The organism is Tannerella sp., from assembly GCF_052170195.1.
GTDB lineage: Bacteria > Bacteroidota > Bacteroidia > Bacteroidales > Tannerellaceae > Tannerella.
In genome coordinates, this window is sequence record NZ_JBQNAZ010000055.1 from 1 (window position 1) to 14,152 (window position 14,152).

12 protein-coding genes are annotated in these 14,152 nt (G+C 51.0%); 8 read left to right on the plus strand and 4 right to left on the minus strand.

What is annotated here, in order from left to right:
- Positions 1–40: 40 nt before the first annotated feature.
- Positions 41–1,057, minus strand: coding sequence for an endonuclease/exonuclease/phosphatase family protein (locus tag ACTTKA_RS10960; RefSeq protein WP_442725064.1), 1,017 nt, complete (start codon positions 1,055–1,057; stop codon positions 41–43).
- Positions 1,058–1,633: 576 nt separating this feature from the next.
- Between ACTTKA_RS10960 and ACTTKA_RS10965 the strand changes: the two genes are divergently transcribed.
- From ACTTKA_RS10965 to nqrF, 6 genes are all read left to right on the plus strand, one after another.
- Positions 1,634–2,980 (plus strand): Na(+)-translocating NADH-quinone reductase subunit A, encoded by a 1,347-nt coding sequence (locus ACTTKA_RS10965; protein ID WP_442725065.1) that lies wholly within the window; start codon positions 1,634–1,636, stop codon positions 2,978–2,980.
- Between the two features lie 167 nt (positions 2,981–3,147).
- The gene (locus tag ACTTKA_RS10970) at positions 3,148–4,335 is read left to right on the plus strand and encodes an NADH:ubiquinone reductase (Na(+)-transporting) subunit B (protein ID WP_075589356.1); all 1,188 of its coding nucleotides are present in this window, start codon (positions 3,148–3,150) and stop codon (positions 4,333–4,335) included.
- A 44-nt stretch (positions 4,336–4,379) separates the two neighbouring features.
- Complete coding sequence (gene nqrC / locus ACTTKA_RS10975) at positions 4,380–5,063, plus strand: NADH:ubiquinone reductase (Na(+)-transporting) subunit C (RefSeq protein ID WP_315263596.1); 684 nt, start codon at positions 4,380–4,382, stop codon at positions 5,061–5,063.
- Positions 5,064–5,066: 3 nt separating this feature from the next.
- Positions 5,067–5,696 carry an NADH:ubiquinone reductase (Na(+)-transporting) subunit D gene (locus ACTTKA_RS10980; RefSeq protein WP_074450010.1) on the plus strand — a complete coding sequence of 210 codons (630 nt, stop codon included), beginning with the start codon at positions 5,067–5,069 and terminating at the stop codon, positions 5,694–5,696.
- A 23-nt stretch (positions 5,697–5,719) separates the two neighbouring features.
- Entirely contained in the window at positions 5,720–6,337 is a 618-nt protein-coding gene (gene nqrE, locus ACTTKA_RS10985) for an NADH:ubiquinone reductase (Na(+)-transporting) subunit E (protein ID WP_442714672.1), read from the plus strand.
- Positions 6,338–6,363: 26 nt separating this feature from the next.
- On the plus strand, positions 6,364–7,650 hold the full coding sequence (nqrF, locus tag ACTTKA_RS10990) for an NADH:ubiquinone reductase (Na(+)-transporting) subunit F (RefSeq protein ID WP_442725066.1): 1,287 nt from the start codon (positions 6,364–6,366) through the stop codon (positions 7,648–7,650).
- A 110-nt stretch (positions 7,651–7,760) separates the two neighbouring features.
- Here nqrF and dnaJ read toward each other — a convergent pair whose 3' ends face one another.
- Both dnaJ and ACTTKA_RS11000 read right to left on the minus strand, forming a co-directional pair.
- Positions 7,761–8,909, minus strand: coding sequence for a molecular chaperone DnaJ (dnaJ, locus tag ACTTKA_RS10995; protein ID WP_442725067.1), 1,149 nt, complete (start codon positions 8,907–8,909; stop codon positions 7,761–7,763).
- Positions 8,910–8,935: 26 nt separating this feature from the next.
- Positions 8,936–9,547, minus strand: a complete 612-nt coding sequence (locus tag ACTTKA_RS11000) for a nucleotide exchange factor GrpE (protein WP_442714675.1) — start codon at positions 9,545–9,547, stop codon at positions 8,936–8,938.
- A 220-nt stretch (positions 9,548–9,767) separates the two neighbouring features.
- Between ACTTKA_RS11000 and ACTTKA_RS11005 the strand changes: the two genes are divergently transcribed.
- Entirely contained in the window at positions 9,768–11,189 is a 1,422-nt protein-coding gene (locus tag ACTTKA_RS11005; protein WP_442714676.1) for a PDZ domain-containing protein, read from the plus strand.
- 20 nt (positions 11,190–11,209) lie between these two features.
- The gene (locus ACTTKA_RS11010) at positions 11,210–13,690 is read left to right on the plus strand and encodes an endonuclease MutS2 (RefSeq protein ID WP_442725068.1); all 2,481 of its coding nucleotides are present in this window, start codon (positions 11,210–11,212) and stop codon (positions 13,688–13,690) included.
- A 97-nt stretch (positions 13,691–13,787) separates the two neighbouring features.
- On the opposite strand, the gene ACTTKA_RS11015 is transcribed toward ACTTKA_RS11010, so the two are convergent.
- Positions 13,788–13,988, minus strand: coding sequence for a hypothetical protein (locus tag ACTTKA_RS11015; protein ID WP_442714677.1), 201 nt, complete (start codon positions 13,986–13,988; stop codon positions 13,788–13,790).
- Positions 13,989–14,152 lie beyond the last annotated feature (164 nt).

Here is a 14,152-nt window from a genome sequence, read left to right on the forward strand (position 1 = left end):
GGGATTGAACAGCAATCTAAGCAAACTCACAAAATACGTTTTAGAGGAAAGGTAATAAAAACTCCGCCACGATGGGCAGATGGTCGCTGAATCCGCCTTTGTACGTGTACCCCTGATACGTTCGGCGCGGCCGCTTATCGTTATGTCGTTTGTCGTCGGTCAACAGAAACGACGGGGCGAATATTTGCGTTCCGCCTTGTTTCAGACGCGCCTTCCATGGCAGGCTGACGAGCATCTGATCGAGCTGAGACCACTCGCCGTTAAATTTATGGCTTCCGGCAAAGTTCAGCGTTTCCTTGTCGGCAAAGAGATTCGTCAGTCGGTGTTCGGGCTTGGCGGCGTGCGTCATGACGGCGATACTCTCATCGGCCGGCGTATCGTTGAAGTCGCCCATTACGATGATATGCGTGCGGCGTCTTACGCTATAGAGCGAATCGCACAGTCGACGCACACACAGCGCGGCATCGATTCTGTCGGGCTCTGTCTTCTTCTTACCAGCCGAGCGCGAAGGGAAATGGCATACCAACACATCGAGCGTATCGCCCGTAACGACCCGTCCCCATGCATGCAGGATATCCCTCGAACGTTTTCCTTTGCGCGTAAAACGGATTCGTATCGAACGTTGACCGAGCAACTTAAACCGTTCGTTCCGATAGAGCAAAGCGTTGTTGATACCGCGCGGGTCATTCCCCCGGGTGATGCAGTAACGATAGCGATGCTCCTTCAGAGGCGTACGATACAGCAGATGGGTCAGCACGGTGTCGTTTTCCACCTCGCAAAGTCCTACGAGTGCGGGCATATCCCATTTACCCACGGCCGTGATGACTTTGGCTGTCTGCCGCAAACGCTCATAATAACGTCTCGGCGTCCATTTCCGTACACCATCCGGCAGGTATTCATTATCGTTCGTGACCGGATCGTCTGCCGTGTCGAACAAATTCTCCGCATTATAAAACATCACCTGAAACGGCTGCATGCGAATCCGTTTTATCTGCGAATCAACGCATTGCGGAAGCAGAAAAAGGAAAACAACTGTTGCAAAAATCACCTTGTACATTCTTACATTTTTGCGGACAAAGGTAGAACAAATCGAGGGATTGCTCTCTCCACATATCGCGTAAACATCGGAAAACGCCTGTATATAATGATCAATTGTTAATGGTTGTTAGCATTCTTGCGACAAATATCTATGGCGGAATGTGGGGTTAAGAAGAAAAAATGATCCGACGATAAGCAGTCGCGAGGTTGCGAAAGGATGAAAAGGTACTCGGCGAAGGTGTCGCAACATGGCGAAAGCATGCCGAAACACTTGATGAAGGTGTCGCAAAGTTGCGAAAAGATAAAAAAGTATCCGGCGAAGATGTCGCAACATGGCGAAAGCATGCCGAAGGACTTGGGGCAAGTGTCGCAAAGTTGCGAAAAGATGAAAAGGTACCCGGCGGAGGTGTCGCAAAGTCGCGAAAGCATGCTGAAGCACTTGGGGAAGGTGTCGCAAGGTCGCGAACATATTTTTCACGTGCCTCCGCACACATTGGAGAATTTTTTCCGTAATTTGTCAAGGTTCTGTTTTAAAACATCGAAAAAGTATGTACTTTTGCGCAAAAAATCAGAATCAAAAATACATATAAGAAACATGGCAAATGTGGTTAAAATCAAAAAAGGCCTGAACATAAACCTCAAAGGCAAGGCGCCGTTGGAATACGTGCGTGCCGGGGCTGCTGACAGCTACGCGATTGTGCCCGACAACTACGTCGGCATCGTGCCCAAGGTGCTTGTCCGCGTAGGTGATAAGGTCAAGGCCGGTTCGCCGCTGATGATGGACAAAGTCTATCCGGAGATCAAGTTCGTATCGCCGGTGAGCGGCGAAGTGACGGCAGTCAACCGCGGCGAAAAACGCAAAGTGCTGAGCATTATCGTGCACCCCGATGCACAGAACGAATTTGAAACGTTCGACATCAAAGACCTGACATCGTACGACGTTGAGGGATTAAAAGCTCTTCTGCTCGAAACAGGTTTGTGGCCCTGCATCAAACAGCGGCCGTACGACCGGGTGGCTATCCCTTCGGATACCCCGCGCGACATCTTCGTCACGGCTTACGATACGGCGCCGCTGGCACCGGATTTCGATTTTATCGTCCAAGGCGAGGAAGATTTACTCCAAACCGGCCTGCAGGCGCTGACGAAACTTACGCAAGGCACCGTTTACCTCGGTGTGAAACCCGGCTCACCGCTACGCAGCATGAAGGGCGTTGAAGTCGTGGAACTTTTCGGACCGCATCCGGCAGGCAACGTCGGGGTAATGATCAACCATCTCAAACCCGTCAATAAAGGCGAAACCGTTTGGACGCTTCGTGCGGCAGACGTGCTGACGATCGGCCGCCTGTTCAAAGAAAAGAAAACGGACTTTACACGCACCATCGCACTGACCGGCTCGGAGATGAACGAACGCGGTTATACCAAAGTAATTGCCGGATGCCGGATCGGCAGCCTGACAGACGGACGGATCGCAGACGGACGTGTACGCGTGATCAGCGGAAACGTACTGACCGGTACGAAGGTGACGACCGACGGTTTTCTCGGCGCATACGATACGCAAATCACCGCCATCCCCGAAGGCGACGACGTGAACGAGTTCATAGGATGGGCTATGCCGGGCTTCGGAAAGTTCAGCATGTCGCACAGCTATTTCTCGTGGCTGCTTGGAAACAAGAAAGAGTACAGCCTCGATGCACGAATCAAAGGCGGCAGGCGGGCCATGATCATGTCGAACGAATACGACAAGGTTTTCCCGATGGATATCTATCCCGAATACCTGCTCAAGGCCATCATCGCTTACGATATCGATAAGATGGAAAGTCTCGGTATCTACGAAATCGCACCCGAAGATTTTGCGCTCTGCGAATTTGTCGATACGTCGAAAATCGAAATTCAGAAAATCGTCCGCAACGGACTCGACATGCTTTATAAAGAAATGAATTGATCGAGAAAAAAGTTGCTACCCCGACGGTACAAGCTGAAAAATGCTTTCGCGGCATCCGGTTGCGGTAAACCCTTCCGCCGATCGCAAACTGCGCAAGTCATGATTCGCCGGCTATCGCGGGCTAAACAAACGAACTATTGATATTAATCATAAACAAATAAATAAAAGTGAAAGCGTTAAGGAATTATCTCAACAAGATTAAACCGGCTTTTGAGGAAGGAGGCAAACTGTCGATGTTTCAATCCGTATTCGACGGATTCGAAACGTTCCTGTTTGTCCCCAACGCAACCTCCCGGTCGGGCGTACACATTCACGACAGCATCGACTCGAAACGTACCATGACCGTGGTGGTCATCGCACTGATACCGGCCTTGCTCTTCGGAATGTATAATGTGGGCTACCAACATAACCTGGCCATCGGAGCCGTACAGGACTTGTGGTCTACGTTCCTCTTCGGTTTTCTGGCCGTACTTCCGAAACTCATCGTTTCGTACGTCGTGGGGCTGGGTATCGAATTTGCCGTAGCCCAGTGGAAGAAAGAAGAAATTCAGGAAGGATTTCTCGTTTCGGGGATGCTGATCCCGATGATTGTACCGATCGACACGCCACTGTGGATGATCGCCGTGGCCACGGCATTTGCCGTGATCTTCGCCAAGGAAGTATTCGGCGGAACAGGATATAACATCTTCAATGTAGCGCTCGTGACGCGTGCATTCCTCTTCTTTGCTTATCCGGCAGCCATGTCGGGCGATAAGGTGTTCATCCGAACGGCCGATACGTTCGGTCTCGGCGCCGGCACCGTTGTCGACGGTTTCTCGGGCGCTACGCCGCTGGGCATCGCCTCGACAGCCACAAGCTCCACAGGCTATCCCGCATTCTCGATGGATATGATCACCGGACTGATTCCGGGATCGATCGGCGAAACAAGCGTCATCGCCATCGGGCTGGGCGCCATCCTGCTGATATGGACGGGAATTGCAAGCTGGAAAACCATGTTTTCCGTCTTTGTCGGCGGCGCATTGACCGCACTTATGTTCAATGCTTTCGGGATAGAAGGCAATGCCATGGCGAATATGCCGTGGTATGAGCATCTCGCATTGGGAGGCTTCTGCTTCGGTGCCGTATTTATGGCCACCGACCCTGTGACCTCGGCACGTACGGAAAAAGGCAAATGGATTTACGGACTTCTGATCGGCTTTCTGGCCATCTGCATCCGTGTACTCAACCCCGGATATCCCGAAGGGATGATGCTCGCGATCTTGATGATGAATATCTTCGCACCGCTGATCGATTACTATGTGGTGGATGCGAACATCAAACGTCGCAACAATCGTGTTAAACCAATCGCTAAATGAAGGAGGAGAAGAGAATGGAAAAAGAAAAAAAGAGCAAAGCCGGGCTGAATACGAACAGCAACACTTATACGGTGCTGTATGCGGCCGTGATGGTCGTTTTCGTCGCACTTCTGCTGGCCTTTACTTCGCAAGCATTACGTTCGACCCAGAAGGCCAACGAAGCCAATGATAAACGGCAGCAGATTTTGCGTGCCGTCAACGTTTCGGTCCCGGCCGGCGAGGTCGAAGCCAAATATAACGAACTGATCAAAGAAGCGTTCCTCGTCGATGCCGACGGACAACGTACCGACGGTGACGCCTTTGCCGAAGAGGTAGAGAAAGCCTTTGCGCGTGGGGTCTATCCGATTTTTGTGGCAACGATCGACGGACAGACGAAATACATTCTGGCCATGTACGGCGCAGGCCTCTGGGGGCCGGTGTGGGGCTATCTTTCGGTCAACGATGACTGCAATACGGTCTTCGGCGCCGATTTCAGCCACGCCAGCGAGACGCCCGGATTAGGAGCAGAAATCACGACACAGGCGTTCTCCGGACAGTTTGCCGGGAAGCAGCTCTTCCGCGACGGAGTGTTCAAATCGATTGCCGTCGTGAAAAGCGGAAACAAAGTCGAAGGACAGGATTATGTAGACGGGATCTCGGGTGGAACGATCACGAGTAACGGCGTCAACGCGATGCTTCGGACAAGTATCGGCAGCTATGCCCAATTTTTAACGACACAAAAACAGTAAGCTATGGGATTATCAACAAAAAATAAAGAGATTTTATTCAATCCGGTAAACAAAAACAATCCGGTAATCGTGCAGATGCTTGGTATCTGCTCTGCTCTGGCGGTGACCGTGAAACTGCAACCGGCCATCGTAATGGCGCTCTCGGTAATCGCCGTGGTGGCTTTTGCGAATGTGATTATTTCGTTGCTGCGTAAAACGATCCCGAACCGTATCCGTATCATTATCCAACTCGTAGTGGTGGCGGCTCTGGTAACGATCGTCAACGAGGTGCTGAAAGCCTTTGCTTACGACGTGAGCAAACAACTTTCCGTTTATGTGGGACTAATTATTACAAACTGTATCCTGATGGGACGTCTCGAAGCCTTTGCGCTCGGTAACCGGCCGTGGGAATCGTTCCTCGACGGAGTCGGAAACGGGGTGGGCTATGGTATTATCCTCATTGTGGTTGCTTTCTTCCGCGAATTGTTCGGATCGGGCACTTTGCTGGGATATCAGGTCATTCCGCAGGCCTTCTACGACCTGGGTTACGTAAATAACGGTTTGATGATTATGCCGCCGATGGCGCTTATTCTTTGTGCACTGATCATCTGGATTCATCGTTCGCGCAACAAAGATTTGCAGGAAGAAAATTAACTCTTGAAACAACGTAATAAATTATGGAAAATATATTAAGTAGCTTTATCCGTTCGATTTTTGTCGATAACATGGTCTTCGCATACTATCTCGGTATGTGTTCGTACCTTGCGGTGTCGAAAAACGTGAAAACGGCGCTGGGTTTGGGACTGGCGGTTACGTTTGTGCTTGTCTGCACCCTTCCGATCAACTATATGCTCGAGAACTACGTCTTGAAAGAAGGTGCGTTGAGCTGGCTCGGCGAAGGCTTTCAGGATGTAAACTTGAGTTTCCTCGCGTTTATTCTCTTCATTGCCGTGATTGCCTCGTTTGTACAACTCGTCGAAATGATTGTCGAGAAATACGCCCCATCCCTCTATGCTTCGCTGGGAATCTTTTTGCCGTTGATTGCAGTAAACTGCGCCATCATGGGTGGTTCGCTGTTCATGCAGCAACGTGCGTTCGCCAACGTCGGCGTGGCTACGGTCTACGGCTTCGGGTCGGGTATAGGCTGGTTGCTGGCTATCGTCGGTATGGCGGCTATCCGTGAGAGGTTGGCCTATTCGGACATACCGAAGCCTCTTCGCGGATTAGGGATCACGTTTATTCTAACGGGTCTGATGGGAATTGCTTTCATGTGCTTCTCGGGATTCAAAATTTGAGTATTAACGCATAAACAGTATAAAAAATGGTTTTATTGGAAATCTCAGGACTGACCGTCGGAACGAGTGTGGTGGTCTTTCTGATCATCGTGCTGCTGCTGGTCGTGCTGCTGCTGGCTGCGAAAGCCAAGCTTGTGCCGTCGGGCAATGTAAAGATAACGGTAAACGGAGAAAAAGAAATCGAAACGCCGATTGGTGGTACACTGCTCGGCGCGTTGCAGAGCGGGAATATCTTCCTTTCGTCGGCATGCGGCGGTGGCGGCAAATGCGGTCAGTGCCGTGCACAGGTGCCTGAAGGAGGAGGAGATATTCTGCCAACGGAAAAAGTCTTCTTCTCCCGTAAGCAAATCAAGGATCATTGGCGTCTGGCATGTCAGACAAAAGTGAAAAACGACATGACGGTTCAGGTACCCGATGAAGTGTTCGGCGTGAAAGAATATGAATGTACCGTCGTTTCAAATAAAAACGTGGCCACGTTTATCAAGGAATTTATCGTGGCGCTCCCTCCGGGCGAACACATGGACTTCATTCCGGGGTCGTATGCACAGATCAATATCCCGAAATATTCGATGGATTACAATGTAGATATTGATAAAGAATCGATCGGAGCGGAATATCTGCCGGCATGGGAACAGTTCGGCCTGTTCACGCTCAAATGCCATAACGACGAGCCAACGATCCGCGCCTACTCGATGGCCAACTATCCGGCCGAGGGCGATCGTTTTATGTTGACGGTGCGTATTGCTACACCGCCGTTCAAGCCGAAACCGCAGGTAGGATTCCAGAATGTGCCGTCGGGTATTGCCTCATCCTATATCTTCATGCTCAAGCCGGGCGACAAAGTGACGATGAGCGGTCCTTACGGCGATTTCCACCCGAATCTCGACTCGAAGAACGAGATGATCTGGGTGGGCGGTGGCGCCGGTATGGCCCCGCTTCGCTCGCAGATTATGTATATGACGAAAACGTTACATACGAGAGACCGGAAGATGTCTTACTTCTACGGCGCCCGTGCGTTGAACGAAGTATTTTATCTGGAAGACTTCCTCGCCATTGAGAAAGAATATCCGAACTTCTCGTTCCATCTGGCGCTCGACCGTCCCGATCCCGCAGCCGATGCGGCCGGGGTGAAGTATACCGCCGGATTCGTGCATAACGTGATGTACGAAACGTATCTGAAAGATCATGAAGCGCCCGAAGATATCGAATATTATATGTGCGGTCCCGGCCCGATGTCGAAAGCCGTCGAAGGATTGCTCGACAGCCTCGGCGTGCCGCCTGAGAACCTCCGATTCGATAATTTCGGCGGATAGTCTGCCGATTCAAAAAAGAATTGAATCGCATAAAAAATGCGGGAGACTTTTCTGAGCCTCCCGCATTTTTTTATGTCCTTTTTCTATTTCCCTCTGCCTCCTTCGATCAATCAATCGAGCAGATCGCGGAATTTGTTAAATATCCGGTCTTTGATCGACGGTGAAGGTTGGAAATTCTCCGCGTCGGCCAATTCTTTGATTTTGCTTTTCTCCGTTTCCGTAAGTTTTTCGGGAATATAGACGCTTATGTTGATCAACAAGTCGCCTGTTCCATAGCTGTTGACGGATGGCAAGCCTTTGTTTCGCAGGCGAAGCACCTTGCCCGGTTGTGTGCCCGGTTCGATTTTTACTTTCACCCGCCCGTCTACCGTCGGCACTTCGACCGAGTCGCCCAAAGCAGCCTGTGGAACGGTCAGCAGAAGGTTATACACCAAATCGTTCTCATCGCGAATCAGCTCCGGATGGCGTTCTTCTTCGATGACCACCAGCAAATCGCCGTTTATTCCGCCCCGTCGTGCGGCGTTTCCCTTACCGCTCATCGACAGTTGCATGCCTTCACCTACTCCCGCCGGGATATTCAGCGTAATGACTTCTTCGGCGCGTGTAACTCCTTCGCCGTTACAGTGTGCACATTTACGCGTAATCGTTTCGCCCGTGCCTCCGCAGGTCGGACAGGTCGACTGGGTTTGCATCTGACCGAGGAACGTGCTTGCCACTCGTGTGACGAAGCCACTGCCGTGGCACGTTGAGCAGGTCGAGATCGCCTGACTGTCGGCCGCGCCATTGCCATGACAGTACGAGCACGGCACATACTTCTTGACTTTGATTTTCTTTTCTACCCCGGTCGCAATCTCTTTCAGGGTCAGTTTAACCCTTACACGCAGGTCGGTGCCGCGCTGTACGGCACGCGAACGAGACGACGAACTAAATCCGCCGAACCCGCCGAAATGTCCGCCGAACAGGTCTCCGAACTGCGAGAAGATATCTTCCATCGACATCCCGCCGCCACCGAATCCGCCGCTTGCCGCCGAACTGCCTACGTCGGCATGTCCGAACCGGTCGTAACGCTGACGCTTCTCTTCATTGCTCAATACGTCGTATGCTTCGGCCGCTTCCTTAAATTTCTCTTCAGCGTCCTTGTCGCCGGGATTGCGATCGGGATGAAACTGAATCGCTTTCTGCCGGTATGCTTTCTTAATCTCGTCGGCCGTAGCATTTTTACTTACGCCCAGTACCTCGTAATAGTCTCGTTTAGCCACTTTCTTTAGTCTTTATTCTGCCCTTATTATTCTCCAACCACGACTTTGGCGTGGCGGATGACTTTATCATATAATGTATATCCCCGCTGTACGCAATCCACGATCTTTCCTTTCTGCGCTTCTTCGGGAGCCGGGATCGTAGCAACGGCTTCGAACAGTTCCGTATCGAACGGCTGTCCGACGGCTTCGATGGGTTTCACCCCCTGCTGCGCCAGATAGGTCATGAACTTGTTATAAATGAGTTCCACTCCTTCGGCAACGGCGGCACTGACATCTTCGGCATTTTTCATCGTGTCGAGCGCCCGCTCGAAGTCGTCTATGACAGGAAGCAGGCCGGTCAATGCCGTTTCGCCTCCCATCTTAATCAGGTCGGCTTTTTCGCGTAAGGTACGTTTGCGGTAATTATCGAATTCGGCTCTCAGACGCAGATGCGAATCATTCAGCTCGTTATATTTCGTTTCAAAATCGGCCGACTCGTTTTCTTCGGATGCTTCTCCGGCAGGCGCAGAACTCTCTGCTCCCGTCACATTGTCAGTTGCGTCATCTTTTCCTGACGTATTTGCAGCTACTTCCTGCTCTTTTGTCACCTTCGAACCATTCTCACTTTGCATTTTCCCTGCATGTGTTTGCTTATTCATCTCTGCTATATTTAGTTTATATCTATTAATTTACACTCTTTATCACCATACCGGATCACCGATGACACCATACGCCATCATGTTGCCTGCATGGCTTTTATCCTTAAATATTATCAAATATATTGCCAAGCCCTTCGTTTGAAAAAAAATATCTTTACCTTTGCGCAGTTAAAATAAACAGTGGTAAACACTGTCGATACATATTCAATACATTATGCTTATGAAGAAGTTTTATTGTTTGGCTCTTTTAGCTTGTCATGTCCTCACCTCTGCGGCACAAGACGATATAAGCTGTCGTTTAGGATTCAGTTACGAGTTTAGCAGTAACAAGAATTGGGGAAAAGACAGGCCGGTCATCATGAAAGTATATCCCAACTCTCCTGCCGAAAAGGCCGGTCTGAAACAGAACGATATCATTGAAGGCATCAATGGGATGCGGATTGATGAGATTACGCTCGATGATGTGGATTCGTTGATTACGGATATGGATACTCGCGAAATCAGGTTCGTGATCCGTAACTTTGCGAATCAGGCACGCCCCGTAACCCTCGAAAAAGAATGTTATTCAACCACCGCCTTAGGAGAAGATCAATTGGCAACGGCTTTCTCGATGTACAGCGTCGAAAATACGCACGATCGTCTGTTTGTCTGCCCCTTCACGACAAAAACGACGGATGACGCGATCGACTTTTCTCAATTTAAGACATTTAATTTTACGGATGTAGAAGATCATACCGTTTCGAAAATCGAATCAATCATCAATGAAACGCTGAAATCGGAACTGACGAAGAAAGGACTGCAACAAAACGCACTCGATCCGGACTTCCTGATTCATACATATTATACGTTCGACAAAAACCCGAACTTCAAAAAGAAAAGCAAAGAAACGGAAGAACAAGCTCCTGTTTTCCGTTATGACATTACACGTGACAAAGTGACACAGTTTCCTTTTTACAATGCAAATACTCCCGAATCGGAAGCCGAATATGTGTTGCAACTCGGTATTCGTTTCATCGACCAGCGTCATATCCCGGGGCGTGTGCTGTGGGAGTGCGAGGCGAACGAGCTGATGAGCAGCCCCTACGCGATCGAAGAATATGCTGCGATTCATATCCCGTTGATGAGTATGCAGTTTCCGTATGTGAAATATCAGCGTAACGCACAGTTTATCCTGACAAAGAAGAATTACAACTATACCGGTATCCGTTACAGTATCTATCAGTTGAATCGGGTAGTGGATGTAGATTACGGTTCTCCGGCCTCGAAAGCCGGCATCCAAAAAGGTGACCTCATCGACCGGATCGAAGGAAAACGGATGGACCATACGGCAGACGAGTTTACGGCAGCTTATCGCCAATTTATCACCAACACGCTGAAATATCGCGACAGCGGTACGCGCTTTACGAATGCCAACGGCTTTCCGAACTGCATGTTCTGGGATAAATTCAAATATACGCAGATCGTCAAAGCGTTCGCAAACGACAAGAACATGACAGCCTTCTCTTACCTGTATTATTTTGCGCCGTACGTGAACCCCTCAAGCACGAATGTATGCACATTCCAGCTGCGTCGTGGCACAGAAAAGCTCGAATATACGATCCGTCCGGAGTTTCATTCGGAGAAAACCATCGAGCTGAACTGATTCGAACAGCAGAGGGATTCGTGACCTATCCGGAGAATTTTGAGCATAAGCTCGGTTTCGATAAGATTCGCGGGCTGATCGGTGCGCAGTGCCTCAGCCCGTTGGGCAAAGAGTTGGCGGAAGAAATCCGGTTTTCGGCCGACATGGCCACCGTATCGGAACGACTTGAGCAAACCGATGAATTTGTCCGTATCTTACAGGGGGAACGCCCGTTCCCCGCAAACTACTTCATCGACGTGCGCCGGGCGTTGAACCGTATCCGACCCGAAGGAACGTTTATCGAAGAGGCGGAACTGTTCGACCTGAAACGCTCCCTGCAAACGATTGGCGACATCGCCGCCTTTTTTAAACCGGCAGATGACAACGACGAAATCAATTATCCGGCATTAGCGGCATTGGCGGCCGGCGTCCCGGTTTTCCCCGCCCTTGTCCGGCAGATCGACGGCATGCTCGACCGGTACGGACAGATGAAAGACAGCGCATCAGCAGAGCTTGCCCGCATACGCCGGGAGAAGATCGCTACAACGGGCAGCATCTCGCGTAACCTGCAATCGATTCTGCGCTCGGCACAGTCGGAAGGGCTGGTCGACAAGGACGTGGCGCCCACCATGCGCGACGGACGATTAGTGATCCCTGTAGCACCGGCTTTCAAGCGAAAAATCCGGGGCATCGTGCACGACGAGTCGGCAACGGGCAAGACGGTTTTCATCGAGCCGGAAGCCATCGTGGAAGCGAACAACCGCATCCGCGAGTTAGAAAGCGAAGAACGACGCGAAATTGTACGGATTCTGACGGAATTTACGGATCTCATCCGTCCGCAGATACCGGACATGTTGCAATCGTACACATTTCTGGCTACAATGGATTTTATCCGCGCGAAAGCGATTTTTGCCGGACAAATTCAGGCCATCAAGCCGGCACTGACCGACCGGCCGCTACTCGACTGGCGCGAGGCCGTGCATCCGCTGCTCTTGCTCTCGCACCGGCGACAGGGCAAACCGGTCGTCCCGCTCGATATTACGCTGAACCACACAGGACGCCTGCTGATCATTTCCGGCCCTAACGCCGGCGGTAAATCGGTCTGTCTGAAAACAGTCGGACTGCTGCAATACATGCTTCAATGCGGCATCCCGATCCCGCTTCACGAACAGTCGAAAGCCGGAATCTTCGAGCGCCTGTTTATCGATATCGGCGACGAGCAAAGCATCGAGAACGACCTGAGCACCTACAGTTCGCACCTGACGAACATGAAGTACTTCGTTCGGTACGGCAACAACCGCACGCTGCTGCTTATCGACGAGTTCGGCAGCGGCACGGAACCGCTCATGGGCGGTGCGCTGGCCGAAGCCTTGCTCGAACGTTTCAACCGCAAGGAAATGTTCGGTATCATCACAACGCATTATCAAAACCTCAAGCAGTATGCCGAAGACCACGAGGGCGTGCTCAACGGCGCGATGCTGTACGATCGTCACCTGATGCAGCCGCTATTCAAGCTCTCGATCGGCCATCCCGGTAGTTCGTTTGCCGTCGAGATCGCCCGTAAAATCGGATTGCCCGAAGAGGTGATTGCCGAAGCGTCGGAAAAGGTGGGCAGCGACTACATCGATATGGATAAGTATCTGCAGGACATCGTGCGCGACAAACGATACTGGGAGAATAAACGCCAGCATATCCGCCAGCAGGAGAAACGCCTTGAAGAATTGACGGCACATTACGAGAAAGACCTCGATGCCGTGAATCGCCAGCGCAAGGAAATCGTACAGACGGCTAAAAACGAGGCGCAGCAAATTATCCGCGAAGCCAACGCGAAGATCGAACAGACGATCCGCGAAATCAAAGAAGCGCAGGCCGAGAAAGAACGCACACGCATCGCCCGTCAGGCACTGAGCGAATTTAAGGAAACGGTGCATCAAACACAGGAAGACGATGCACGCATTGCCCTGAAGATGGAGAAATTGCGCGAACGGCAGGCACGTCGCAAACAATCGAAAGTCGTCCCCGAACCGAAAGCGATGCCGGTAGCGGAAGAGAAGAAACTGGCGGTAGGCGATGCCGTCCGCCTGAAAGGGCAGACAACCACAGGCACCGTCATCGAGTTGCAAGGGAAGCAGGCCGTCGTAGCCTTCGGAATGATTAAGAGCACGGTAAAAACCGATCAGCTCGAACAAGTCAGCCGCAACCAACTGAAAAAAGAAGTACGCAGCCACACGTTCGTCAGTGCGCAAACGGCCGACGCGATGCACGAGAAAAAGCTGTATTTCAAGCAGGAAATCGATGTACGGGGCATGCGCGGCGACGAAGCCTTGCAGGCCGTTACGTATTTTGTCGACGATGCTATTCAGATCGGTGTCTCACGCGTCCGCATCCTGCACGGAACAGGCAACGGCATTCTTCGCCAACTCATCCGCCAATACCTCTCGACCGTATCCGGCATCCAACGTTTTCAGGACGAGCACGTGCAGTTCGGAGGCGCCGGGATTACCGTTATCGATCTGGAATAAAACCCCTTGCCCTTTATTATAAGAAGTAAGGGAACGGCATGTCTACCCTATCGGTTCATCCGGTAGTCTAATACCACTCCCCTTTTCCGGTCCGGTTTTATACGGGACCAAAGTATTTCATAAACTGTGTACGTTCATACATCGATGCGTTCGGGGCTTTCGAGAAACTCAATCGTCCCTTAAATTCATCGATCGACTGGTATTTTTGCTGCGCCATCCATTCTTCGAGGCAGGTAAGCACCTGTTTGCCATGCAAGCTCGAGTCCTGCGGAGGGAGAGAAGAACCTCCACCGCTCAACGGATGCTTCGCAAACTCGAAATCTACTCCGAGGCTCTCCTCAAGTTACAGATACAGGCGATACAGCTAATGATAGCTTATCAGAAACATCTTCAAGAATCTTAATACTTTCTGATACGCCCCATTATGAGAATGTGCCGTTCGAAGTGCCAAGTGGATGGGTG